The sequence below is a fragment of the Anaeromyxobacter paludicola genome (assembly GCF_023169965.1).
Lineage (GTDB): Bacteria > Myxococcota > Myxococcia > Myxococcales > Anaeromyxobacteraceae > Anaeromyxobacter_B > Anaeromyxobacter_B paludicola.
Map to the genome: position 1 here is coordinate 1,998,829 of NZ_AP025592.1, position 23,801 is coordinate 2,022,629.

Genomic DNA, 23,801 nt, shown 5'->3' on the forward strand with positions numbered 1-23,801 from the left:
GATCCGCCCGAAAGTAAGCGCACTGCCGGGCCTGTCCGGCACGGCCGCTCAAGGGGCCTTGCCGGCGGCGGCAGGGCGCTCGTCCTGCCGGGGCCCGCCCGGCTGCCCGCTGCTCGCCACGCGCCGCTCCTCGCACCCCGCGAGGAGCCGGCGCCGGTCGGCCGCCGTCGCCGGACCGGCCAGCGCGGCGTACCGCTCGAGCTCGGCGCGCGCGGGCTCGCACGCGTGGCGGTCCTGGGCGAGCAGCACGGCGCGGGCGAGGTGGACCTCCGGCAGCGCGTCCCCGGCGAGCCGCCCGGCCTCCGCGTAGGCCGCGAGCGCCTCCTCCGGCTTGCCCTGGTGTCGCCGCGCGACCCCGAGCGCCAGCCGCGCCGGGGCGTCGCGCGGGTCGTCCGCCGCGAGGGCCTCGGCGCCCCGGCCCACCTCGCCCCAGGCCTCGCGCGCGAGCGAGAGCCGCACCAGCTCGCGCGACAGGACGGGCGCGCCCGGGCCGCTCGCGGCGCGGCGCCAGGTCGCGGCGGCGGCGTTCGCGTCCCCCCGGCGCTCCAGCACCCGCCCCTGGACGAGCGGGATCCACGGATCGGCCGGATCGACCTTGGCCGCCTCGAGCGCGAGGAGCCCGGCGAGGTCGAGCTGGCCCTGGGCCAGGGCCGCGCGCGCCAGGAGCGCGTGCGCCCCCTTCACGCGCGGATCGCGCGCCACCGCCTCCCGCCCGAGCTGCGCCGCGCCCGCCGCGTCGCCGGCGACGAGCCGCGCCAGCCCGCGCCGCACGCGGTCGGCCGGGGCGTCGCCGACCACCTGCCCCGCCCGCGCTTCCGCCAGGACCCGCTCGGCCGGCGAAGGCGGCGCGTCAAAGGAGGGCCAGGGCACCCGCTCCGGCGCCGGGGCCGCCGCGTCCGGGTCGAGCTCCCGGAGCGCCGCCGCGGCCCCCCGGGCGCACCCGCTCGCCACGCCGTGCGCCCGGGCCTGCGTGACCGCGAGGGCGAGCCCCTCCACCGCCTTCTTGCGCGGGGCCGCCGCCTGGGCCGCGAGCTGCGCCCGGTACTCCTTCGCGAGCTCCGGATCGCGCCGGAGCTCCGCCGGGACCGGCGCCTGGACCAGCGCGGCCGCGAAGTGCTGGTAGCCGGCGCCGATCCGGTACAGCGCGCAGACCGCCGGCGCCGCCGCCTCGAGCTTCACCACCTCGGTGTAGCGACGCTGCAGGTCGACGAGCCGCCGCCCCTTCTCGGCCACGCGCGCCGCCAGCCGCCGGGCCGGCACCGCGAGGCCGATCCGCTCGTACTCCGCGAAGGGCCGATCGAGCTCGTCCACCAGCGCGCCGGCGGCGAGCGCCACCCCGGCCTCGCCGGCCTGGGCGCGCTCCTGCCGCCAGCGGCGCAGCGCGACGGCGCGATCGCGCCGGGCCCCCGCCGCGTCGCCGGCCTCCTCGCGCAGCCGGGCGATCCACTGCTGCGCCTCGAACCAGGGCCGGCCCGCGGGCGCCCAGCGCCGCTGGAACGCCTCGAGCTGCCGCGCCGCGCGCCCGTAGGCCTGCTGCCGCTCGTACACGCCCGCGAGCGAGCGGAACACCTGCGGCGTCTCGCTCGCCTCGGGGAACGCGGCCACGAAGGCGAGCCGGTCCGCCTCGGCGCGCGCGAGCTGGCCCAGCCCCTCGCGGTAGACGCCGGCGTCGTGCAGGGCGTCCTGCGCCGCCTTCGCCTCGAACCGGGGCTGCGGCGCCGGGGGCGCGTCCCCGCCCCGCCGCGCCCCGCGCCGCGGCCGGGCGGCCCGGTCGCGCTCGGCCTTCCAGCCCGCGAAGTAGCGCTCGTAGGCGTCGGCCGCGCCGGCGAAGTCGGCGAGCGCCGCGGCGTCGGCGCCGCTCGCGAGGAGCGCGCGCGCCGCGAGCGGGTGCGCGGGGTGCCGGTCCCAGAGCGCCCGCCGCGCCGCCGTGGCGCGGGGCAGGTCGCCCGCCTTCCCGAAGTCCACCGCCGCGTCGAAGAGGGCGGTCGGGGCGAGCCCCGAGCCGGGCCAGTCGGTCGCGAAGGCGAGGTAGGCCCTGGCGGCCTCGCCGTAGCGCCCCGCCTTCTCCTCCTGCTCCACGAGCTTGAAGGCGCTCTGCTCGACCACGCGCACCAGGTCGGCGGCGAGCTCGGGGTGGGCCTCGAGCAGCTCGCGCCGGCCGTAGAGCCTTCGCGCCCACTCGCCGGTGGCGCGCACGTCGCCGAGCAGGTTCTCGGCGTCGAGCAGGAGGTTGGCCGCGTAGCCCGCGACCGGGTGGCGCGGGTGCTCGAGGGCGATGGCGGCGAAGAGCGCCGCGGCCTCCTTCGGCTCGTCGTGCCGGTAGCGGAGGCGGGCCGCCTGGTAGGTCGCCTCCACCGCCTTGTCGCCTTTGGGGAGGCGCGCCGTGTAGCGCAGGCAGGCGTCGAGGAGCTGCCGCTCCTCCTTCGTCCAGGGGCGCGCGGCGTGCGCCTCGGGCTGGCCCGGCGCGGGTCCGGCGCCGCCCGGCGTCGCCCGGAGCACCGCGTCGTAGGAGAAGATGGCCCCCTCGAGCGCGTCGCCGAGCCAGCGCCCGGGGGCGCCGCCGCGCGCCGACGGGTCGAGCGCCGCGACCCGGGCGTAGGCGTCGCCCGCCTCCTGGAACCGGCCCAGCGCGAAGAGCAGCTCGGCGTGGAAGAAGCCCATCTCGTAGGCGCGCGGCCCCTCGGGGAAGAGCGCGAGGTGGTCGCGGTAGAGGTCGGCGGCGAGCTGCGCGGTGGCCGGCTCCCGGGTCTTGCGCCACTCGTTGTGGTACTGGACCGCGAGCGTGCGGAGCGTGTTCTCCGCCTCCCGCCGCGCCGCGGCGAGCACCTCGGCCTGCCGCGCGTCCCCGGCCGCCCCGCCCCGCTCCGCGGCGCGCACCAGGTCCACGAACTTCCCGGCCTGCTGCACCGCGAGCTCCTTCTTCCCGAGCCGGCCGGCGGCGGTCACGATGCGCGACTGGAAGAGCGCGGCGTCCGGGGCGCCGGGCCAGCGCTGCACCAGCCGGTGGTGCACCAGGATCGACTCGCGGTCCTTGCCGTCGTCGAAGTAGAGCTGCGCGAGCTGCTTCAGCATCTCGCGCCCGTCGCCGCCGCCCACCCGCACGAACTCCTGCTCGGCCGTCTGCGGCTGGCCGACGTGGCCGTAGGTGCGGACGTAGTCGCGGCGCGCCTCGCGGCCGAGGGCGAGCCGCTTCTCGGCCGGGACGCCGGCGGTGGGCTGCTCGCCGAGCGCGATCACCCGCTCGAACAGCTCGAGCGCGGCGCGGAGCTCGCCGAGGTTGTAGTCCACCCAGGCCTCCTTGTAGAGCGCGTAGCCCCGCACCGTGCTCTCGGCGGCGGCGGCGCGCCGGTAGGCCTCGCGCGCCGCGAGCAGCCGGCGCTCCCGGTCCGACTTCTCCGCCTCGTCGAACCACTGCTCGCCGAGGGCCACCCAGGCGTCGGGCACGAAGCGCGACCGCGGGAAGCGCGTGAGGAGCCGCTTGTAGGCGGCGGCGGCCTGCTTCGGCCGGTGCTGGCGCGAGAGGTTCTCGCCGAGGAAGAAGAGCACCTCGTCCATGCGCGGCCAGGCGGGGTAGCGCCGAACGATCTCGAGGTAGCGGCCGACCGCGGCCTCCTGCTCGTCGCGGGAGCGGGCCTCGAGGGCGCGCTTCTCGGCGGCGAGCGCGCGCGCCCGGTCGGCGCCGGTCCCGGGGCGGAGCGCCTCGTCGTCCTTCCGGTTGGCCTCGAAGAAGAGGTGCTGCGCCTCCTCCCAGTGCAGCTCGCCGAGCCGGAAGAGCCAGCCCGGGAGCTCGGCGTCGGCGCCGCCCAGCCGGATGAGCTCCTCGAGTCCGGCCATCTCCTCGCGCCGCTTGCCCGCCACCTCCACCTCGACCTGGTGGCGGAAGGCGTCGAAGGCGAGGGCCGGACGCCCCGCCCCCGGCGCGCGCCCCTTCGCCTCGATGCTGCCGGCGAGCGACGGGTCGGGGGCGGCGCTCCGCTTCCGGCCGAGCAGCTCGAGCGGGCTCGCCGCCGGGTCGGCGCCGCGGCGGGCGCCTCCGGGCGCGGGGGCGGCGACCGGCGCGGGCTCCGCCGCGCGGGCCGGCTCCGCCTCGGGCGCGCCGCCGGCGGGCGCCGCGGCGTCCCCGGCGGCGAGGAGCAGCGCGAGGAGGGCGGCGCTCAACGGCCGCTCCCCTGCTCCGGCGCGGCGCCCCCTGACTCGACCGGCGCGCGGCAGCCGCGCGTGAGCGTGTAGGTGTAGGTGCCGAGCTCGTCGCGCCAGAACTCGCCGTCGTAGGGCCAGTAGAGCTGCTCGTCCGAGACCGCGGTCGAGTAGCGGTAGGCGCGCAGCGCGTCGGGCCGCTTGCCGGTGGTGAGCGAGGCCTCGAGCGCCTCGCGCTCGCGCCGGGTCACCTCGATCCGGATCCGGAGCGCCTGCTGCAGGAGGTCCCGCAGCCCGTCGCGCTCGGCCTCGAGCTGCTGGCGCAGCCGCGCGCCGCCCTCGGCGGCGAGCCCGGCGCGCACGCCCGCGAGCGCGGCGGCCACCTTGCGCCCCAGCTCCGAGTCGCGGAACCCCGGGGAGAGGCGCGCCAGCCCCTCGCCGGCCTGGCGGTCGGCGGCGCGCGCGGCGAGGTCGAGCCGGCGCAGGCTGCGGTCGGTGAGCGCCGCCTTCACCACCCGCGGCGACAGCTCCGCCCCGCCCTCGCGCTCGGCCCGCGCGAAGGCGCCGAAGAGCGCCTCGGGCGGCCCGCTCCGGGCGGCGAGCCGCCCCAGCTCCGCCTGGAGCGGCCCGAAGTCCTTCGCGAAGTCCTCCAGGATCCGGCGCGCCTCCGGGAACCGGCAGTTCTCGTAGTAGATGATCGCCTTGAGCACGTAGGACTCGGGGAAGTACTCGTCCTTGAAGTACGAGGACTGGAGCGTGAGCAGGTTCCCGAGCGCCTTCTCGTAGTCGCCGATCCGGTAGTGGGCGTAGGAGGACTCCCAGAGCGCCTCGAGCCACTCCTCGCCGCCCCACGGCAGCCGGTCGTAGTAGAAGATCGCGTAGCGGTTCTGCCGGTGCTCGTAGTGGATGCGCGCGAGCTGCAGGAACGCGAGCGAGCGCAGCCGCGGGTCGGAGGCCTCCCCGCGCCGCGGGTTGGTGATCCGCACCACCTCCTTGAACGACTCGAGCGCCGCCGGCTGATCGTCCTCGGCGTAGCGGACGAGCCCCTCGACGAAGCGGGCCTCGGCCGCCGCCACCGGCGCCATTCCGGGCCGGCCGGCGAGCCGGAGCGCGTCGGCGTAGCTCTGCCTCGCCTCCGCCCCGCGCCCCGCCTCCTCGAGCGCGCGCCCCCGCTCGTAGGCCCAGCGCGCCTGGGCCACCTCGAGCCGCCCCTCCGCCGCGGGCGGGAGCTCGACCGCCGCCGCCCCGGCGAGCGCCAGCGCCACGCCGTGCTCGTTCGCGTGGTCGCGCTCGCCGAGCGCGACCAGCTCCTGCACCGCGAGCCCGGCGGCGGAGCCCGGGGCGGGATCGGCGAGGGCCGCCGCGAGCTCGGCCACCGCGACCTGGTCGAGCCCGAGCCCGGCGAGCGCCTGCGCGAGCACCACCGTCGCCTCGAGCCGCGCGCCGGCGCCGGCCGGGTCGCGCGCCACCGCGAAGGCGGCCTGCGCCCCCTCCTCGTACCGGCGCCGGTCCACGAGCTTCCGCGCCTCGGCGAGCCGCGGATCGGGGGCGTAGGGTGGGAGGGGCGCGAGCCGGCTCGGCGGCGCCGCGGCGCGCGCGGGCGGGACCGGGACCGCCTTCGGCGGGGGGGCGTCGGGCGCTCCGGCGCGCGGCCCGGGCTTCGCGGGGGCGGCCTTCGGCGGGCGGGCCTCGGAGGGCGGCGGCGCGGCCGGCTCGGAGAGGTCGAGACCGAGCCCCTGCGGCAGGGCCAGGCCCGGCGCGAGCGCGGCGGCGAGCGCGACGGCGAGCGGAGCGGTCCTCGGGCGGGTCATCTCGCGCCCTCCCCTAGCGCCCGCCGCCGAAGAAGAAGGACAGCCCGAGCTCGGTGAGGAGCTGCGACTGCGTGTCGGTGCGCCCCGCGAGCGGGATCCGGTACAGGTAGTCCTTGAGCTCGAGCCTGAGCGCCACCGAGCGGCCGAGGAAGACGCGGGCGCCGAGCCCGAGGTGACCGCCCATCGCCGAGTCGGTGGGCGGGGTGGCCCCGGCGGCGGCCGCGGTCCCGGCGGCGGTGGCGTCGAGCACGCGCCGGTAGGCGACGACGTCGCCGCCGGCGAGGAGCGAGAAGTCGAAGTGGATCACCTGCTCGGCGAAGAGGTTGAGCTTCCCGTAGATGGGGCTCACCTCGAGCTCCAGCCCGGCGAGCCAGTTCACGTGGCCGGGCACCTGGAACAGCTCGGCGTCGGTGGCGCTCCGGCAGCCGGCGTTGGAGCGGCAGACGTTGGTGGAGCCGGTGGCGACCGAGGGGCCGGTGGCGAAGCTGGCCGAGAGCCCGAGCAGCTCGGAGAAGTGGTACCCGCCCCGCAGGCCGAAGAGGTACTTCGAGAAGAAGGCGTCGTTGAGCGAGACCTGCGCGATGGGCGACAGCTCGAACCGCCCGGCCTTGCCGTAGAGCTGCCCCGCCACCGGGGGGATCCGGTTCTCGAAGGCGTCGGCGGCGCTCGCGCGCGCGGCGGCCGGGGCGAGGGCCAGCGCGGCGGCGAGGAGGGCGATGGGGCGGAGGCGCGCGGTCACGGGGTTCCGTAGTCGAAGCGGGTGGGCAGGAAGAAGGTGACCCCGAGCTGCGCGGTGACGAGCTTCTGGAGGGTGCTCGGCACGGTCAGGGACGGCTGGTCCGGGTAGAGCGTCGCGTCCACGCCGAGGTCGAGCGAGAGCCAGGAGCTCGGGTAGAAGCGGAACCCGGCGCCCAGGTCGCCGGCCGGGTGCGGCCCCTCGTTCCGGGGCGAGCCGCTGGTGGCGCTCCAGACCGCGCCCACGCCGGCCGCGAGGTACAGGTCGAAGTGGACGATGCGGCTGCCGAGCCAGGCCCCCTTGCCGTAGATGGGCGACCAGACGCCGTCGAGCATCGCCTTGGCCCGCAGCTGGCTCTCGAGGAGCTGGCTCTCGAAGGCGAGCTTCCCCTGGCGCACGTTGCCGGTGCGCACCGACCAGAAGTACCCGCCGTCGAGCTTGAGGGCGAAGCTCTCGGCCAGGTTGTACCCGAGGTGCCCCGCCACCCCGACCTTCTGGAAGAAGGCGTCGTTGAGCGAGCCCGGCGCGGCGAGCCCGAGCTCGAAGCGGCCGCGCTTGAGGAAGCCCTTGCGCTGCACCGCCTTCACGCGGTCCTCGAGCGCCGCGTCGCGCTCGCCGGTGTCGCCGATGGGCGAGCGGGCCTCGGCCGCGTCCGCGGCGGCGGGCGCGCGCGCCGGGGCGGGCGGCTCGTCGGCGCCGGCCTCGGGCGGGGGCGCGGCGCTCGCCGGCGGGCGCTCCGGCTCCGGCTCGGAGAGGTCGAGGCCGGGGACCTCCTGCGCGCGCGCGAGGAGCGGGAGCGCGAGGAGGAGGAGAGTGGCTGGACCCGCTCGAGGCAACGCGACCCCCGTTCTGCTTCGGATGGACGGTAGGGTCCGCTCGCGAGGCGGGCAACGGAGCGGCCCCGCCGCGACCGCGCGCTCCCTGAGGGGAGAGCCCCTCGTTTCCCGACCGTCCGCTCGCCGGCGTGCTGACCTTCAGCGCCGATGGGTGCTCGGTCGTGGCCGCCAGCCTGGATCGTGCTCGCGGGGGTCGTCCTCGCGTGCCAGCCCCCCGACGTGGGCCAGCCCTGCCCGGTGCACCTGCCGGCGCAGAACGGCGTGGCGACGAGCTGCGCCAACGTCCAGGGCGACTACCTCGAGACGGGCGTCACCGCCTGCGAGAACCTGGTCTGCATCGTCTCGCCCGCCAACGGCGACCGGCGCATCACCTGCAACCCGGGCTACTGCTCGAAGCCCTGCGTCTCGGACGCCGACTGCGACACCTCGGCGACCGGGCTCGTCTGCCGCCAGGTGGTGCTCGACCCGGCGTTCATCGCCTCGATCCCGCAGAAGTACCTGGGCGACCTCAAGACCACGAGCTGGTGCGCCATCCCGCAGAAGTGAGCGGGGGCGCCCGCGATCAGTTCCGCTCCTGCGCCACCAGCTTTCGCGCCAGCTCCTCGCCCAGGCTCGCGGCCATGATCCCCTCCACCTTGGCGGCGAAGGCCGACCGCGCCCGATCGTCGTCGAAGATGAAGCGGATGCCCATGCCGGTCGGGTCGCTCGCCTCGCCCACGCTGGCCCGGACCACCTCCCCGAGCAGCTCGAGCGGCTCCGCCTGCGCCGGGAGGGCGAGCCGGAACACGAAGCGGGTGCCGAGCGGGAGCGGGTGGGCGGTGGCGATGAAGGTGCCGCCCTTCGAGATGTTGCGCGTGTAGTCCGCGAAGAAGCGGTTGAGCCGCTTGTACTCGACCTTGAGCTCGATCGGAGCCCGCGGGTGCACGCGATTCTCTGCCATCAACCGGATGTTACCCTGCGGCCTCGCCTCGGGCATAGTTCCTGGCGGAATGGACCCCCTCCGGCTCCTCGGCGTCCCCGGCTTCGAGCTCGGCCTCGCGGGCGCGCTCCTGGCCGCCCTCGCGGGCGGGCCGCTCGGCGTCGCCGCGGCCCGCCGGCAGCTCGCGCGCGGCGCCCCCTCCCCCGGGGGAGCCCTCGCCTCGGCCACCCTCCCCCTGCTCGCGCTCGAGGCGCTCCTCTTCGGCGCGAGCGCGCTCCACGCCCGGCTCGCCACCCCCTGCGCCCCGCTCGCCTCGGCGGCGCTCTTCCCCATCCTGGCGCTCCCCTCGGCCCTCCTCGCCCCCGCGGTGGGGGTGCTGTGCGGGCTAGTCGCCCGCGGCCGCCGCCGCGTCGGCCTGCCCCTCTACGTCGCCGTCGTCGCCGGCTCCCTCGCCTGGACCGCCGTCGCGGCCTGGCGCGGGCCGACGGCGACCGCGCAGGACCACTTCCTCGGCGTCTGGCCCGGGCCGCTCTACGACGAGGCGATCGCGGTGGACCGCCACCTGGTCCTCTTCCGCGCCGGGACGCTCGGGCTCTGGCTCGCGGCCTGCGCCCTCGCCTCCGCCGCCCGGGGGTCGCGGGGCGGCGGGTGGCTCGGCGCGGAGGAGCGCCCGGCGCGCGGGCGGGCCGCGGTCGCCCTCGCGCTGGCCGGGCTCCTCGGCGCCTTCGTCGCCTCGCGCGCCGGGGGCGGCCTCACCCGCCGCTCCGAGCTCGACCGCGTCCTCGGAGGCCGGCTCGACGGCGCCCGCTGCGAGCTCCACTTCCCGCGCGAGAAGCCGCCGGCCGAGGCCGACCGGCTCCTGCGCGACTGCGAGTACGACGCGGCCGAGGTGGCGCGGCGGCTCGGGCTCCTCGCTCCGCCGCGGGCGCGGGTCTACGTCTACCGGGACGCGGCGGAGAAGGGGCGGCTCACCGGCGCCGGGCGCACCAACTTCACGAAGCCCTGGCTGGCCGAGATCCACCTCAACGACGGCCCCACCCCGCACCCGGTGCTGCGTCACGAGCTGGTGCACGCCCTCGCCTCCGCGATCGCGCCCGGCCCACTGCGCGTCCCGGCCCGCGCCGGGGTGCTCGTCTACGCCGGCCTGGTGGAGGGGCTCGCCGAGGCGGCCGACGCGCCGCACGGCCCGTTCACGCTCCACGAGTGGACCCGGGCCATGCGCGACGCCGGCGTGATGCCGCCGGTGGAGGCGCTGGTGGGCCCGGCGGGCTTCCTCGGGGCGGCGCCGGCGCGGGCCTACACCGCCGCGGGGAGCTTCCTGCGCTGGCTGCTCGACACCCGCGGCGCGGCCCCGGTCCGCGCCCTCTACGCGCACGGCGACTTCGCGCGGGCCTTCGGGGCGCCGCTCCCGGCGCTCGCCGCGGAGTGGGGCCGGTTCCTCGACGGGGTGGCGGTCCCGCCCGAGCTGCGGGCCGCGGCGCAGCTCCGCTTCCGGCGGGGCAGCCTCTTCACCCGGACCTGCGCGCGCGAGGTGGCCTCGCTCGAGGCGCGCGCCGCCGACCTCGCCCGGGCGCGGCGGCCGGAGGACGCGGCCCCGCTCTACCGGCGCGCCGCCGCCCTCTCCGGCGGTGACCCGGCCTACCTGCGCGCCGAGGGCGAGGCGTTCGCGGCCGCCGGGGCGAGCGCGCGCGCCGAGGCGGCGTTCGCCGCCGCCCTCCGGCTGCTCGCCGAAGGCGCCGAGCCCGGCCTGCGCGGCGCCCTCGAGGCGGAGCTCGGCGATCTGCGGCTCGAGGCCGGCGACGCGGCCGGCGCCGCCGCGCGCTACCGGGCGGCGCTCGCCCTCGCCCCGGAGCCGGCCGAGCGGCGGCTGCTCGAGGCGAAGCTCTCGGCGACCGTGGACCCCGTCCTGGCGCGCGCCGTGGCCCCGTGGCTCCTCGGGACGGGGGAGCCGGCCCTGGCGCTCGGGCGGCTCGCCGGCTCCGACGCGCCGCTCGCGCGCTACCTCTACGGCCGCGCCGCCCTCGCCCGCGGCGCCCCGGCGCTCGCCGCCGCCGAGCTCTCCCGCGCCGGCCCCGGCCTGGGCGACGCCGGCTTCGCCCGCGAGGCGGCCCGGCTCCTCGCCCGCGCCTGGTGCGAGCTCGGGCGCTACGACGACGCGGCCGCCGGCTACGCCGTGCTGGCGAGCGGCTCGGCCCGGCCGGCCGAGCGCGAGTCGGCCGAGGACGAGGCCCGCCGCTGCGACTTCGAGCGGACCGAGTTCGGCGTCCCGCCCCCCTCGCCCGGCGACTGGCCGCCCCGGACCGACCCGGTTAAGTGAGCCGCATGTCGAGCGAGAAGGAGCGGCGCGGACCACCGGCCCCCGAGCGCGCCCCCGCGCCGCGCGCGCCCGCCCGGGAGCCCGAGCCCCGCGGCCCGTCGAGCGCGCCCGAGATCCGCGAGCCGCCGCGCGGGCCGGCGACGCAGGCCCCGGTGAAGGACCCGGCGCCGCGGATCGGGGAGTGAGCGCCCGCTACTTCCCCCGGAGCCGGTCGATGGCGGCCTTGGGGTTCTTCACCCCGTTCTTGAGGAGCCAGAAGGCCACCTTCATCCCGCCGACCGCCAGCACGCCCAGGTAGCCGTGCTGGATGAGCTGCGTCGTCGGCGCGTCGATGTGGACGCGGGCCTTGAGCGCGGGGTCCTTCTCGAGGACCAGCTTGAAGAAGGCGATGCCGAACTCGCCCACGTCGTCGGTCGTCATCGAGGTGATCCGCCGGACCGCTCCGTCGGGCAGGGTGAGCGTGAAGTCCGGGGCGGCGGCCGGGCCCTCCTCCACGGTCGGCGCGCCGCCGCGCAGGGTGAAGTGGGCCGGGCCGGAGTCGAGCGCGAGCCCCACCTCCGCGCCGGCGTGGAGCGGCTGCGTCGCCTTGCGCGCCGCGGGCTGCGTCTCGAAGAACCTCTTCAGCGCCTCGAAGCTCTCTCCCGGCATCTCGACCCTCCGCGTGGCCCGGCAATGTAGGAGCCGCCGGACGGGCTGGCAAGCGCGCGCTTCGGCGCGAGGCGGGCCGGCGCGCGACGGCGACCTGCCGGGCGAGCCCCGCCCCGCCCGCGCGTTGACCACCCCCCGGCCGAGGCTGCTAGCCTGCCTCCCCGTGCTGGTCTCCCTGCTCCTCGCGCTCTCGCTCGGCGCGCCTCGCGATCCCGCGCCCGCCGGGCGCCTGCCCGCTCCCACCACGGTGGAGCTGCGCGGCGGAGGGTACTACGGCGCCGGGCTGGTCTGGGACGGCCCGGCCGGCCTGGTGCTGACGGCGCTGCACGTGGTCGAGGACATGCCGGCGGTGGAGGCGGTGCTGGCCGACGGCCGCACGCTCGCCGCCCGGGTGGTCGATCGGGAGCCGGCGCTCGACCTCGCCCTGGTGCGGCTCGAGGGCTCGCCGGCGGCGCTCGCCGCGGCACCGCGCGCCAAGGGCCCCCCGCCCGCGGGCACCCTCGTGCACCTCCACGGCTGCCCGCGCCAGCGCTGCGGGGGAGAGGTGCTCGGCGCGGTCCTCTCGCCGAGCTGGCGCTTCGCCGGGGGCGACTACCTGCGCATCGCCGCCGCGGTGGAGCCGGGCGCGAGCGGCGGCCCCGTGCTCGACGGCGACGGGGCGGTGGTCGGCGTGGTGGACCTCGCCCTGCTCACGCCGGGCGGCGTGGCCCTGGCCGTGCCCATCGTCCTCGCGGAGCGCCGCTTCGGCGCGCCGGTCGCGCTCGCCGCCGGCCGCTGACGGGCCTGCCGCGGCGGCTGGAGCTGGAGCGGGAGGGGCGCGAGGCCCCTCCCTCCCCCTCCGCGCCCCTACTTCTCGTGGTACTCGCCGCTGCTGCCCGGCGTCGTCGTGTCGGGCGTGCTGGGGCTCGTGGACGGCGGGGCCATCGAGCCGGGCGGCTGCGGCGTCCCGCCCACGCTGCCCTCGGTGCCGGGGCGCGTGTTCGAGTCGTTCTTCTGCGGATCGTGCATCGAGCCCGTGTCGTCGCTCTGCGTCCCCTGGCCGCGCACCGGCATCACCTGCTGCGGGTCGAGGCCGAGCGCCTCGGCGGTCTGGGCGTTGACGTTCCCGGTCGGCGCCAGGTTCACGGAGCGCTGGAAGCTCATGAGCGCGCTCTTGGTGCGATCGTCCCAGGAGCCGTTGAGGTCGGTCGCGAAGCCCTTGTCGGAGAGCGCGCGCTGGACGAGCCGCACCTGCTCGGCGCTGAGATCGGACGGGCGCGCCACCTCGGACCTCGGCTCGGCGGCGCTGGCGCTCTGCATCGACGTGTCGGAGTAGCTCTTCTCGCGGCTGCTGCAGGCCACCAGCGGGGCCGCGAGCGCGAGCACCTGAAGCATTCTCTTCATCGGGATCTCCTTCCGGTTGGGGGATTCAGGCTTGGAACCTTGGCATCGCCGGGTCGTCGGGCGAGCCCCCGGCTGCGCCGCCCGGGCGCCGCGCCCCGTTCGCCAGGGTTGACGCTGCCCGCCGGGCGCGGTTTGAATGCGGCATGCTCGACCGCCGACCCCTCGCCTCCCTGCTCGTCCTCCTGGCCCTCGGCGGCTGCTCGCCCAAGCGCATCCCCGGCACCGAGATCCGCGACACCGCCGACACCCGCGAGATCGTCGCGGTGATCGACACCTACCGGAAGGCGGTCGAGGCGAAGGACGCCCGCGCCGTGATGGCGCTCGTGTCGCCGCTCTACTACGACGACGCCGGCACCGCCGATCCCGGGGACGACATGGACTACGCGCAGCTCGAGCGCGCGCTCCCGCAGGACTTCGACAAGCTCGCCTCGGTGCGCCTCGAGATCGGCGTGAAGCAGGTCACCGTGGAGGGCGACAAGGCCACCGCCGAGGTGTTCTACGACGGCAAGTTCCGGATCGTGACCCCGCGCGGCGAGGTGGCGAAGGCCGAGGCCGACGTGCAGCGGATGCGCTTCCACCACGAGAAGAGCGGCTGGAAGTTCGTGAGCGGCCTCTAGCCGCCGCCCGCCTACAGCCCCGCGAAGTCGCGGAAGCCCGCCTCGCCCATGTCGCGGAGCGCGGCCAGCCGGTCGCGGTAGCGCCGCCAGTCCTTCCACGCGAGCCGGTCCGCCCCGAGCCCGGCGCGGTGGAAGGCGTGGATGCGGGAGGCCGTGTACCGGAGCGCCGCGTAGCGCGCGAAGGGGTAGAGCGCGTCGCGCGTGGCGTCGTCGAGCGGCCGCTTCGCCCGGTAGCCCTGGAGCAGCGCCCGGCAGAGCTCCGGCCGGAAGCGCGCGTCGTAGCACCAGGCGTTGACCGCCACGCCGAGGTCGTAGGCGAAGGCGTCCACGCAGCTCATCTCCCAGTCGAGCACCGCGGAGACGCGCCCGCCGATCCAGTGCACGTTGTCGAGGAAGAGGTCGCCGTGCACGAGGCCGCGCGGCGCGGACGGGAGGGCCGCGGCCCGGGAGAGCTCGTCGCGCAGCATCGGCAGCGCGGCCGCCACCTCCGGGTCCCCGTCGCCGTCGGTCCCGAGCTCGGCGAGCCAGCCCGCCACCCGGGCGAGCGCGTAGGGGTTGGGGCGGTCGGCCTCGAACCCGCTCGCGAGCTCGTGGAGGCGGCCGAACTGCTCGCCCATCCGCCGGCACTCGGCCTCGCCGACGTCCTCGCGCCGGAGCTCCTCGCCGGGCGCGTAGGCGAACAGCATCGCCTGGCGCCCCGCCACCTCCACGTGCGAGGCGCCCTCGGTCGAGCGCACCAGCCGGACGGCGGGGAAGCGCGCCTCCTCGAGGTAGCGGAGCACGCTCGCCTCGAAGGCCACCTCGGCGTCGGTCTTCCCCTCGTTCAGCCGCAGGAAGTAGCGCTCGCCGCCCGCCCACAGGTGGTAGTTGGTGTTGATGCTCCCCTTGGGCTCGGGGACCGACCTGTCGAGGGAGAGTCCGTACCGACCCGCGACCTGGGAGAGCTGCTCGGGGCTGAGTGGGGTGTAGAGGGCCATGCGCGCCTGAATTGGCCGGTCAGAATGCACGGTTCGACGCAGCGGGGTCAACCGGTAACCCGCCCTGCCGGTCCCCGGGCGGGACCGGGCGGGCGCCCGCTCCCCGCCGGCGCCCGCTTTTTCTGGTAGAAGGGCGCCCCCTCCACGCCAAGAACAAGGAATCGGGGCACAAGAACGTGAGCAGCCGGGACAAGGACCACATCGCGCTCTCCGACGAGCACAACTCCCGCGGCATCGAGCTGGCCGACCGCGGCTGGCTCGACGAGGCGATCCGAGAGTTCAAGAAGGCCATCGAGCTCGACCCCACCTCGGCTCACGCGCACGACAACCTCGCCACCGTCTACTCCGAGAAGAAGCTCTACCGGGAGGCGATGGGCGAGTACCTCACCGCCATCCAGCTCGAGCCCGACAGCGCGACGGCCCACTACAACCTCGCCTGCTTCCTCGCCACCCACGGCCCGGAGATGGCCATCGCCGAGTACCAGGAGGCGATCCAGCTCGACCCCGAGTACCCCGACGCCCACCTCAACCTGGGCCTCACCCTCGCCGACCAGGGCAAGACCGAGGAGGCGGTGAAGGAGCTCGAGACCGCCATCGCGCTCGACCCGAAGGATCCCTTCCCGCGCCACGAGCTGGCCGCCCTGCAGATGGACGAGGGGGACTACCGGGCCGCCATCACCCACCTCAAGGAGGTGGTGCGGCTCGAGCCGGAGAACTTCGAGGCCCACCTCGACCTCGGCATCAGCTACGCGCAGAAGGGCTTCTACGCCGAGGCGGAGCGGGCCTACGACCGGGCCCGGGCGCTCCAGCCCGAGGACCTCCTCCTCAACTACAACCTCGGGGCGCTCTACGCGCTCTGGGGCAAGCCGGCCGAGGCGCTCGAGGCGCTCAAGCGCGCCCTCGCGACCGACGCGGCGAAGGTGAAGGGCTGGCTCGCGAGCGATCCGATGTTCGACGCCCTCAAGGGCAACGCCGAGTACGACGAGCTGGCGCACGGGTAGGATTTTCGCCGTCGCCGTCGCACATCCCCCTTCACAGCATTTCACTTTTGGGTAAGCTCGGCGCATGGCTGAGCTGGCGTTCTTTCGCCACGGGGAGGAGCTCCTCCGCGTGGCGCTGGGGGAGAGGATCGCCATCGGGCGCGCGCCCGAGTGCGACGTGACGCTGCCCGACCCTGCCCTGTCCCGGGTGCAGGCGGTCGTGGAGCGGCGCGCGGAGGGGTACCACCTCGTGGACCGGTCCGGCCGGGGCACGCGGCTCGGCCGCGGCGCCGTCGCCGAGTCGCCGCTGGAGGACGGGGCCGAGCTCCACCTGGGCGGGTGGCGGGCGCTCTTCCGGCTCGGGCCGGAGGAGCAGGCCGACGACACCCGGCTCGCCGAGGCGACGGTGGCGCGGCCGCCGGCGCCGGACGGGGGCCGCGCGCCCCCGGTGCGGCTCAAGGTGCGCGAGGGGGGGCTCGAGCGCAGCCACTCCCTGCCGCCCGGCGGGGCCGCCGTCGGCAAGGACGCCGACAACGACGTGGTGCTCTCCTGCCCCTTCGCCTCGAGCCGCCACCTGCGGATCGAGCCCGAGGGCGGGCGCTGGTGGGTCCGCGACCTCGGCTCCACCAACGGCACCCGGCTCGGCGGGATCGCGGTGAGCCGGGCCGAGCTCCTCCCCGGGGCGGTGGTCGCAGCGGGCGACGCCGAGCTCTGGCTCGAGCCGGTCCGCGAGGAGCGGCTCGCGCCCGCGTTCGAGGGCATGTCCTCGCGCGACCTCGCCATGGCGCAGGTCTTCGACCTCGTGCAGCGGGTCGCGCCGACCGAGGCCGCGGTGACCATCTTCGGCGAGACCGGCACCGGCAAGGAGCTCGTGGCCCGCGCGCTCCACGCCCGCTCCGGGCGGGCCGACGCCCCCTTCATCCCGGTGAACTGCTCGGCGATCGCCGAGACCCTCATCGAGAGCGAGCTCTTCGGGCACGAGAAGGGGGCCTTCTCCGGCGCCGACCGGCTCCGGCGCGGCGCCTTCGAGGAGGCGGACGGCGGGACCATCTTCCTCGACGAGATCGGCGAGCTCCCGCTCGACCTGCAGCCCAAGCTCCTGCGCGCGCTCGAGCTCGGCGAGGTGAAGCGCGTCGGCGCCTCCCGGCCCATCCAGGTGCGGGCGCGGATCGTGGCCGCCACCCACCGCGACCTGCGGGCGCAGGTGCGGGCGGGCCGCTTCCGCGAGGACCTCTACTACCGGCTCTGCGTGGTCCCGGTGAACGTGCCGCCCCTGCGCGCCCGGCCCCGCGACGTGCGGCCGCTGGCGGAGGAGTTCCTCGCCCGCGCCGCGCCGCGCGGCCTCTCCCTCGCCTGGTCGGAGGAGGCGCTCGAGAAGCTCGAGGCCTACGACTGGCCGGGCAACGTCCGGCAGCTCAAGAACACCGTCCAGCGGGCGCTGCTCTTCCGCGGCGAGGGGCGCGTCATCCCGGCGTCGGCCGTCACCTTCGACGACACCCGCGGCGAGGGCTCGCCCGAGCGCGGCGGCGCCGACGAGGTGCTCCGGGTGAAGGGGCTGACGATGGAGGAGATCGAGCGCGAGGCCATCCGGCTCTCGCTGCGGCGCAACCGCGGCCGGCGCATGGCGGTGGCGAAGGAGCTCGCCATCGCCAAGAGCACGGTCATGAAGCGCATCGGCCAGTGGGGGCTCCACGCCGAGGGGCGCGGCGCCGGGGTGGTGGCCGAGGGGGACGACGAGGAGTAGCGGAGGCGCTACTGCCGCTTCTTCGGCTTCTTCACCGGCGCCTTCGGCGGGGCGAGCTCGGCCAGCCTCGCCTTCGCCTTCTTCGCGGCCGCGCTCGACGGGTACTTCTGCACGAGGTCCTGCAGCGCGGCGCGCGCGTCGTCCTTGAGCTCGAGCTGCTGGAGCGTCTCGGCCATCCGGTAGAGGGCGTCGGGCGCGCGGTCCGACTTCGGGAACTCCTGCACCACCTTCCCGAAGGAGAGGACCGCCTCCCGGTACCGCTTGTCGCCCGCCTGGAGGTCGCCGGTGCGGTAGAGGGCCTCGGCCGCGCGCGGGTCCTTGGGCCACTTGCGGAGGAACTCGTCGTAGAGCTGCCGGGCCACGGCGCGGTCGCCGGAGGCCTCCTCCCGCTGCGCCAGGGCGAGGAACGGGGCGGGCTCGGTGGGCCGGGTGAGCTCCTCCGCCCGCCGCTTCGACTGGTACGTCTCCCAGGCCCCCGTCCCCTTGAGCACCGAGATGGCGGTGGCGTTGTCGGCCTGCAGCGACTTCACCGTGCCCTCGAGCTGCGCCACCCGCTGCTGCTGCTCCTCGAGCTGCCCCTTGAGGGAGGTGGAGCCCTCCTCGAGCCGATCCTGCCGGACGGCGAGGTCGGCGCCGGTGCGGCGGGCGGCGGCGTTGAGCTCGCCGAGCTTCTGGTCGAGTTTGCCGATGCCGTCCTGGATGGCGGCCCGCTGCTGCTCGAGCGACTTCTGCTGCGCGTCGGCCTGGTCCTCGACGTCCCGCAGCCGGGCCTCGAGCCGGTCCACCCGCGAGCTGGTGGCGCAGCCCGCGAGGGCGGTGAGGGCGAGTCCCAGGAGCGCGAGGGGGCGGCGGGCGCTCACTGGACGACCAGCTCCGCCCGGCGGTTCTTCTTCCAGGCGCTCTCGTCGTGGCCCGGGTCGGCCGGGCGCTCCTTGCCGTAGCTGATGGCCTTGAGCTGCCGCGCGTCGGCGCCGAGCTGCGACAGGTAGCGGCGCACCGACTCGGCCCGCCGCTCGCCCAGGTGCAGGTTGTACTCGGTGGTGCCGCGCTCGTCGCAGTGCCCCTCGATGGTGACCTTCTTCACCTTGAGCTGCTGCATGCACTGGAAGTCCTTCTGCAGCGTGGCGGTGTCCTCGGCGTCGAGCGTGGCGCCGTTGAAGTCGAAGTGGACCGGCTGGAGCCGCCGCCCGCCGCCCTCCGCCTCGCCCGCGAAGCAGGCCGCGGCGGCGGGGGACTCGACGCACTTGCCCGCCTGGCACTCGCGCCCGCCGGCGCAGGGGTGCTGGTCGTCGCACTCGGCCTTGGGGGCCTCGGTGACCGGCGGCGGGGCGGCCGGGGTCACGCAGCGGCCGCGCTGGCAGTCCTTGCCGGTGCCGCAGTCGGCGGGCTGCTTGCACTGGACCGGGGCGCACTTGTTGGCCTCGCAGAGGAAGCCCTCCTTGCAGTCCGCGTCCTGGCCGCACTCCTGGCAAGTGCCGTCCACGCACACGCGCCCGAACCCCTCCTGGTCCGCGCAGTCCTTGCTGGAGGTGCAGCGGCCGGTGGGCTTGGCGCGGCAGCCGGCGAGGGCGGCGAGTGAGACGAGGGCGAAGAGCATCAGGACGCGGCGCATCGTGACCTCCAGTGACGGGCAGAGCGGGCTTGGACGCGGATGATCTCGCTCCGTTGCGGGGGTGAGTCAAAGGAAAATGGGGCCCGGAATAGGGGCAACCTCGCCGGGTGTTCCAGCCGAGACTCCTCGCCCCGGCGCCCGCGCCCGGCCCGGCGGGGTTGCCGGCCCCTTGCCGGCGCTGGCGGTTCGGGCTAGACCCGCGCCTCTGCGGGCCTCCCCCCGGCCCCACGGGTTCACCATCCAATGACCAAGCGTTCCTCCTCCGAAGACTCCGCGCCCGCCCAGCGGCGCCGCGGCCGCGCGCGCACCGCCGGCCGCGTCGTGCTCGCCCTCCTCGCCGTCACCCTCCTCGGCGGCGCCGGCGGCGGCGCGCTCTTCCTCGGCTGGACCCACGACCTCCCCGCCTTCGACACGCTCAAGGACTACCACCCGCTCGTCGCCACCCGCGTCTACGGCAGCGACGGCAGCGAGGTGTTCGAGTTCGCCCGCGAGCGGCGCACCGTCCTCCCCTTCGACCAGATCCCCGAGGTGATGAAGAAGGCGGTGCTCGCGAGCGAGGACGCCCACTTCTACGAGCACCAGGGCGTGAACTACTGGGCCATCGCCCGCTGCGCCCTCAAGGGCGCCCTCGGCGGGCGCGCCTGCGGCGGCTCCACCATCACGCAGCAGGTGGTGAAGACCTTCCTCCTCTCCTCCGAGCGGCGCATCTCCCGCAAGGTGAAGGAGATCGTCCTCGCGCGGCGGCTCGAGCAGAACCTCAAGAAGGACGAGATCCTCTACCTGTACCTGAACCAGATCTACTTCGGGCACCGGCGCTACGGCGTCGAGGAGGCGGCCCGCTTCTACTTCGGCAAGGGCGTGGGCGAGCTCTCGGTGGGCGAGGCGGCGATGATCGCCGGGCTCGTGCAGTCCCCGGAGCGGCTCAGCCCGGTGAAGCACCCCACCGCCGCGAAGGAGCGCCAGAAGTACGTCCTGCGCCGCATGGAGGAGGAGCGCTTCATCTCGGCGCAGCTCGCCGCCGCCGAGGCTGCGAAGCCGATCAAGGTGGTCTCGCACGGCGAGGATCCGCCGGGCGCCTGGTACGCCGACGCGGTCCGCAAGTACCTCGACCAGAAGTACGGCGCCGAGCGCGTCGAGACCGACGGCCTCGAGGTGCGGGTCGCCATGGATCCGCGGATGCAGAAGGCGGCCGAGGACGCCCTCGAGGCGCAGCTCCGCGCGGTGGACAAGCGCCAGGGCTGGCGCGGCGCGCCCATCCACCTCGACCCGAAGCAGCTCGCCCAGGCCGAGAAGGGCTGGCGCGAGCGGCTCAAGGCGGTGGTGCCGCGGCCGGGCGAGGTGCTGGTCTGGGACCTCGCCAAGGCCTCGCCCGACGACCTCGAGCCGGGCGCGGAGGTGAAGAAGCTCGACCTGCGCCGCGCCGCGCGGGTGCGCCCGCTCCAGCCGGACGGCCTCTACACCGCCCTCGTCTCGGCGGTCACCGACAAGCAGGCCACCATCGACCTCGGCAACGCCGCCGGCACCCTCGCCCTCCCCGACGTGGGCTGGGCGCGCAAGTACAACCCGGCCTCCGGCACCGCCGCCCCGAAGAAGATGGGCGACGTCCTCAAGGTGGGCGATCTCGTCCTCGTGCGCGTGCTCGCCGGCAAGGGCCCGGCCCCGGCCGACCTGGCCCGCCAGGGCAAGCCGCTCCCGCTCGCGCTCGAGCAGGCGCCGCGCGTGCAGGGCGCGCTCGTGGCCATCGACCCCGCCACCCGCGGCGTGCGCGCGCTGGTGGGCGGCTACGACTTCGCCCTCTCGCAGTTCAACCGCGCCATCCAGGCGAAGCGGCAGCCCGGCTCGGCCTTCAAGCCCTTCGTCTGGGGCACCGCCATCGAGAGCCGCAAGTACTCGCCGGCGAGCCTGGTCTACGACACCCCCGACGTCTACCGCGACAAGTGGACCGGCAAGGAGTGGAAGCCGCAGAACTTCGAGCGCGACGAGTACGACGGCCCGCTCCTGCTCAAGGCGGCCCTCGCCCACTCCAAGAACACGGTGGCGGCGAAGCTGGTGGACGAGCTCGGCGTGGACGCGGTCAGCGCCTTCGCGAAGCGCGCCGGCGTCTCCTCCGACCTGCCGAAGAACCTGACGCTCGCGCTCGGCACGGGCGAGGTCACGCCGATGGAGCTCGTGAACGCCTACGCGACCATCGCCACCGGCGGCTACCGCGCCGAGCCGCTCCTCGTCCTGCAGGTCCGCGACCGCAAGGGGCAGGTGCTCGAGGAGCACGCGCCGAACGCGCCGCCGGCGCGCGAGGCCGGCAGCCTGCAGGTGGTCTCGGCCCCGGCCGGCGCCGCCGCCGCGGTGCCGGTCCCGAACGCGCCGGTCGCCGCCCCGGGCGCGCCGCCCTCGGCCCCCTTCGCCGACGGCGCCGACGCCGGGACCCCGGACGGCGGGACCGTCGCCGCGCAGCCCGCGCCCCCGGCCCAGATCCCGGAGTCGGGGATGGAGCCGCAGGTGGCCTACGTGCTCGCCTCGATGATGCGCGACGTGGTGGAGTACGGCACCGGCGCCGCCGCCAAGGCCCTCGGCCGCCCGGTGGCCGCCAAGACCGGCACCGCCCAGGAGCACCGCGACGCCTGGTTCGTCGGCTTCACGAGCGACCTCGTGGCCGGCGTCTGGGTGGGCTTCGACTCCCACGACCCGCTCGGCCCCAGGGAGACCGGCGCCGGCGCCGCGCTCCCGGCGTGGCTCGGCTTCATGCGCCAGGGAGCCGTGAAGGCCGGGGAGTTCCCGGTGCCCACCGGCGTCACCTTCGCCCGCGTGGACAAGAAGAGCGGGCTCCTCGCGCGCGAGGGGGCCGCCCCGGAGACCACCGCGGTGGTGCCGTTCGTGGCCGGCACCGTGCCGGCCCAGGTCGCGGGCGAGCTGCCCCCGGCCGGCTCGGCGCCGCAGAACTTCTTCATGGAGTAGGCGGGCCGCGGCGCGGCGAGCGGTCGCGGCCCCCGCGGGAGGAGCCGGGACCGTGCCGCCGCCGCCCCCTGCGGGACGCGCAGCCGATCGGTTGCGCTTTCGCTCCCGCGTGGCCACATGTGCAACCAGGAGGTTGCTCATGAGCAGCGATCGGATCGAGAAGCGCATCTTCCTTCGCGCCCCGCGCGCGCGGGTGTGGCGGGCCCTCACCGTCCCGGAGGAGTTCGGGCGCTGGTTCGGGGCCCGCTTCGACGCCGGGACCGTGTTCCAGCCGGCGGCCCGGATCGACGCGGGCATCACCCACCCCGGCTACGAGCACTGGCGCTTCCAGATCGTGATCGAGCGCGTGGAGCCGGAGACCCTCTTCTCCTACCGCTGGCACCCCTACCCGAAGCCGGGGGCCGACCTCTCCGGCGAGCCGATGACGCTCGTCGAGCTCCGCCTCAGCGAGGCGCCGGGCGGCACGGAGCTCTCGGTCGTCGAGTCGGGCTTCGACCAGGTCCTGCCGGCCCGCCGCGACGAGGCGTTCCGCATGAACGAGGGCGGCTGGGCGGCGCAGCTCGAGAACATCGCGCGGCATGTCGCGAGCTAGCCAGCGCCCGGCCGGGCTCGCCCGCTCCGCCCCCGTCTTCGCCGCCCTCGGCGACGAGACGCGGCTCGCCCTGCTCTCCCGGCTCTGCGAGGGCGGCGCGCTCTCGACCGCGCAGCTCACCGGCGGCACCGACATCAGCCGGCAGGCGGTCACCAAGCACCTCGACGTGCTGGCCGGCGCCGGGCTGGTCCACGACGTCCGGCGCGGGCGCGAGCGGCGCTGGGAGCTCGCGCCCGGCCGGCTCGCGGAGGCCCGCCGGACGATGGACGAGCTCTCGCGCCGGTGGGACGAGGCGCTCCTGCGGCTCAGGGCCCTCGTCGAGGAGTGAGGTCAGTCGGCCGCGCCCGCGTGGCGCAGCACCGGCGCGTCCGCCTGCCAGCGCAGGAGCGCCTCGCGGCGCGCCGGCACCTCCTGCTCCAGGTGGCGGCGGACGGCGCCGTCGAGCCGCGCGTCGAGGTACAGGTGCGAGGACCAGGTCTCGGCCGGCTCGAAGCCGCGCGCGAGCTTGTGCTCGCCCCCGGCGCCGCCCTCGAACACCTGCACGCCCCGCCGGATGCACTCCTCCACCGAGTGGTACAGGCAGACGTTGAAGTGCAGGAACGGGTGCTCCTCCCGGCAGCCCCAGTAGCGGCCGTAGAGGTGGGTGCGCGAGGCGACGTTGAAGGCCGCCGCGATCCGCCGCCCGCCGCGCCGGGCCTCCACGATCTCGATCGCGTCCGGCATGCCGGTGAGCAGCCGCTCGAAGAAGTCGCGGTCCACCCACCGCATCCCCCAGGCCATCTGGTCCACGGTGGCGCGGTGCAGGTCCTCGACGTCGCGCGCCAGCGCCGCCGCGTCCTCGGCGAGCCGCGGGCCGCGCAGCGTGGCGATCTCGATCCCCTCCCGGCCCGGGGCGGCCCGCTCGCGCCGGAGCTGGTTGCGCCGCTTGGACGAGAAGCGGGCCAGGAAGTCGTCGTAGGCGCGGTAGCCCCGGTTCGCCCAGTGGTACTGGAAGTCGAGCCGCGCGGCGAGGCCGAGCGGCGCCAGGGCGCCGGCCTCCTCCTCGAGCGGGAAGAGCACCTGCACGGCGCCGAGCCGCTCCTCCTCCGCGAGCGCCCGCGCCCCCGCGACGAGCGCCGCCACCGCCGCCGCCCGGTCCACCCCGCGCGCCACCAGGAAGCGGCGCCCCGTCGCCGGGGTGAAGGGGACGGTCAGCACGAGCTTCGGGTAGAAGCGGACCCGCGCCTGCCGCGCCGCCGCCGCCCACTCCCAGTCGCGCGAGAAGTCGCCCTCCGAGCCGTCCTTCACGTACGCCGGCGCCGCCGCCACGAGCCGCCGCCCGCGCCAGAGGGTGAGGTGGCGCGGCGCGAAGCCCGCCCCGGCCGCGCAGCCGGACAGCTCGCAGGCGGAGAGGAAGGCGTGGCGCAGGAACGGCGTCGCGCGGTCCGGCTCGTGCGCGAGGAGCGCGTCCCAGGAAGCGGCCGGGACGTCGGAGATCGCCTCCAGGATGCGCAGGTCGAAGGACACCGGGGGGAGATAACCACGGGGGACGGACGGCGCG

Annotated in this window: 21 protein-coding genes; 10 read left to right on the forward strand and 11 right to left on the reverse strand. The window is 76.3% G+C overall.

The window, feature by feature from the left end; translation table 11 throughout:
* Positions 1 to 48: 48 nt before the first annotated feature.
* From AMPC_RS09285 to AMPC_RS09305, 4 genes are read right to left on the reverse strand one after another with little or no spacing between them, the layout of a single operon-like run.
* Positions 49 to 4,158, reverse strand: coding sequence for a tol-pal system YbgF family protein (locus AMPC_RS09285; protein ID WP_248345873.1), 4,110 nt, complete (start codon positions 4,156 to 4,158; stop codon positions 49 to 51).
* On the reverse strand, positions 4,155 to 5,948 hold the full coding sequence (gene gltC / locus AMPC_RS09290; RefSeq protein WP_263009642.1) for an adventurous gliding motility protein GltC: 1,794 nt from the start codon (positions 5,946 to 5,948) through the stop codon (positions 4,155 to 4,157). The genes AMPC_RS09285 and gltC overlap by 4 nt, the downstream gene beginning before the upstream one ends.
* Positions 5,949 to 5,961: 13 nt before the next feature.
* Positions 5,962 to 6,687 carry an outer membrane beta-barrel domain-containing protein gene (locus tag AMPC_RS09300; RefSeq protein WP_248345875.1) on the reverse strand — a complete coding sequence of 242 codons (726 nt, stop codon included), beginning with the start codon at positions 6,685 to 6,687 and terminating at the stop codon, positions 5,962 to 5,964.
* Positions 6,684 to 7,520, reverse strand: a complete 837-nt coding sequence (locus AMPC_RS09305; RefSeq protein ID WP_248345876.1) for an outer membrane beta-barrel domain-containing protein — start codon at positions 7,518 to 7,520, stop codon at positions 6,684 to 6,686. The genes AMPC_RS09300 and AMPC_RS09305 overlap by 4 nt, the downstream gene beginning before the upstream one ends.
* Before the next feature lie 180 nt (positions 7,521 to 7,700).
* Between AMPC_RS09305 and cglC the strand changes: the two genes are divergently transcribed.
* Positions 7,701 to 8,066 (forward strand): adventurous gliding motility lipoprotein CglC, encoded by a 366-nt coding sequence (gene cglC / locus AMPC_RS09310; RefSeq protein WP_248345877.1) that lies wholly within the window; start codon positions 7,701 to 7,703, stop codon positions 8,064 to 8,066.
* A 16-nt stretch (positions 8,067 to 8,082) separates the two neighbouring features.
* Here the strand turns inward: cglC and AMPC_RS09315 are convergent, their stop codons facing one another.
* Positions 8,083 to 8,460, reverse strand: coding sequence for a TIGR02266 family protein (locus AMPC_RS09315; RefSeq protein WP_248345879.1), 378 nt, complete (start codon positions 8,458 to 8,460; stop codon positions 8,083 to 8,085).
* Between the two features lie 49 nt (positions 8,461 to 8,509).
* Between AMPC_RS09315 and AMPC_RS09320 the strand changes: the two genes are divergently transcribed.
* On the forward strand, positions 8,510 to 10,756 hold the full coding sequence (locus AMPC_RS09320; protein WP_248345881.1) for a type VI secretion system protein: 2,247 nt from the start codon (positions 8,510 to 8,512) through the stop codon (positions 10,754 to 10,756).
* A 5-nt stretch (positions 10,757 to 10,761) separates the two neighbouring features.
* Complete coding sequence (locus AMPC_RS09325) at positions 10,762 to 10,941, forward strand: hypothetical protein (protein ID WP_248345882.1); 180 nt, start codon at positions 10,762 to 10,764, stop codon at positions 10,939 to 10,941.
* A 7-nt stretch (positions 10,942 to 10,948) separates the two neighbouring features.
* Here the strand turns inward: AMPC_RS09325 and AMPC_RS09330 are convergent, their stop codons facing one another.
* Complete coding sequence (locus AMPC_RS09330) at positions 10,949 to 11,404, reverse strand: AAA family ATPase (RefSeq protein WP_248345884.1); 456 nt, start codon at positions 11,402 to 11,404, stop codon at positions 10,949 to 10,951.
* A gap of 163 nt (positions 11,405 to 11,567) precedes the next feature.
* On the opposite strand from AMPC_RS09330, the gene AMPC_RS09335 reads away from it, so the two are divergent.
* On the forward strand, positions 11,568 to 12,182 hold the full coding sequence (locus tag AMPC_RS09335) for a S1 family peptidase (protein ID WP_248345885.1): 615 nt from the start codon (positions 11,568 to 11,570) through the stop codon (positions 12,180 to 12,182).
* 68 nt (positions 12,183 to 12,250) lie between these two features.
* On the opposite strand, the gene AMPC_RS09340 is transcribed toward AMPC_RS09335, so the two are convergent.
* Positions 12,251 to 12,787, reverse strand: a complete 537-nt coding sequence (locus AMPC_RS09340) for a peptidoglycan-binding domain-containing protein (protein ID WP_248345887.1) — start codon at positions 12,785 to 12,787, stop codon at positions 12,251 to 12,253.
* Between the two features lie 143 nt (positions 12,788 to 12,930).
* Between AMPC_RS09340 and AMPC_RS09345 the strand changes: the two genes are divergently transcribed.
* Positions 12,931 to 13,404 carry a nuclear transport factor 2 family protein gene (locus AMPC_RS09345; protein ID WP_248345889.1) on the forward strand — a complete coding sequence of 158 codons (474 nt, stop codon included), beginning with the start codon at positions 12,931 to 12,933 and terminating at the stop codon, positions 13,402 to 13,404.
* Between the two features lie 11 nt (positions 13,405 to 13,415).
* On the opposite strand, the gene AMPC_RS09350 is transcribed toward AMPC_RS09345, so the two are convergent.
* The gene (locus tag AMPC_RS09350) at positions 13,416 to 14,381 is read right to left on the reverse strand and encodes a homoserine kinase (protein ID WP_248345890.1); all 966 of its coding nucleotides are present in this window, start codon (positions 14,379 to 14,381) and stop codon (positions 13,416 to 13,418) included.
* Between the two features lie 176 nt (positions 14,382 to 14,557).
* Here AMPC_RS09350 and AMPC_RS09355 point away from each other — a divergent pair, with 176 nt between their 5' ends.
* Together AMPC_RS09355 and AMPC_RS09360 are read left to right on the forward strand one after the other, a co-directional pair.
* Positions 14,558 to 15,382 (forward strand): tetratricopeptide repeat protein, encoded by an 825-nt coding sequence (locus AMPC_RS09355; RefSeq protein ID WP_248345891.1) that lies wholly within the window; start codon positions 14,558 to 14,560, stop codon positions 15,380 to 15,382.
* 64 nt (positions 15,383 to 15,446) lie between these two features.
* On the forward strand, positions 15,447 to 17,105 hold the full coding sequence (locus AMPC_RS09360) for a sigma 54-interacting transcriptional regulator (protein WP_248345893.1): 1,659 nt from the start codon (positions 15,447 to 15,449) through the stop codon (positions 17,103 to 17,105).
* Positions 17,106 to 17,113: 8 nt separating this feature from the next.
* On the opposite strand, the gene AMPC_RS09365 is transcribed toward AMPC_RS09360, so the two are convergent.
* Together AMPC_RS09365 and pal are read right to left on the reverse strand one after the other, a co-directional pair.
* Entirely contained in the window at positions 17,114 to 17,965 is an 852-nt protein-coding gene (locus tag AMPC_RS09365; protein WP_248345895.1) for a tol-pal system YbgF family protein, read from the reverse strand.
* Complete coding sequence (pal, locus tag AMPC_RS09370; protein ID WP_248345897.1) at positions 17,962 to 18,717, reverse strand: peptidoglycan-associated lipoprotein Pal; 756 nt, start codon at positions 18,715 to 18,717, stop codon at positions 17,962 to 17,964. Before pal ends, AMPC_RS09365 begins: the two co-directional genes overlap by 4 nt.
* A gap of 243 nt (positions 18,718 to 18,960) precedes the next feature.
* Between pal and AMPC_RS09375 the strand changes: the two genes are divergently transcribed.
* From AMPC_RS09375 to AMPC_RS09385, 3 genes are all read left to right on the forward strand, one after another.
* Positions 18,961 to 21,669 carry a penicillin-binding protein 1A gene (locus AMPC_RS09375; RefSeq protein WP_248345899.1) on the forward strand — a complete coding sequence of 903 codons (2,709 nt, stop codon included), beginning with the start codon at positions 18,961 to 18,963 and terminating at the stop codon, positions 21,667 to 21,669.
* A gap of 139 nt (positions 21,670 to 21,808) precedes the next feature.
* Positions 21,809 to 22,261, forward strand: a complete 453-nt coding sequence (locus AMPC_RS09380; RefSeq protein ID WP_248345901.1) for an SRPBCC family protein — start codon at positions 21,809 to 21,811, stop codon at positions 22,259 to 22,261.
* Positions 22,248 to 22,589 carry an ArsR/SmtB family transcription factor gene (locus tag AMPC_RS09385; protein WP_248345902.1) on the forward strand — a complete coding sequence of 114 codons (342 nt, stop codon included), beginning with the start codon at positions 22,248 to 22,250 and terminating at the stop codon, positions 22,587 to 22,589. Before AMPC_RS09380 ends, AMPC_RS09385 begins: the two co-directional genes overlap by 14 nt.
* 2 nt (positions 22,590 to 22,591) lie before the next feature.
* Here the strand turns inward: AMPC_RS09385 and AMPC_RS09390 are convergent, their stop codons facing one another.
* Positions 22,592 to 23,767, reverse strand: a complete 1,176-nt coding sequence (locus AMPC_RS09390; protein ID WP_248345904.1) for a GNAT family N-acetyltransferase — start codon at positions 23,765 to 23,767, stop codon at positions 22,592 to 22,594.
* Positions 23,768 to 23,801 lie beyond the last annotated feature (34 nt).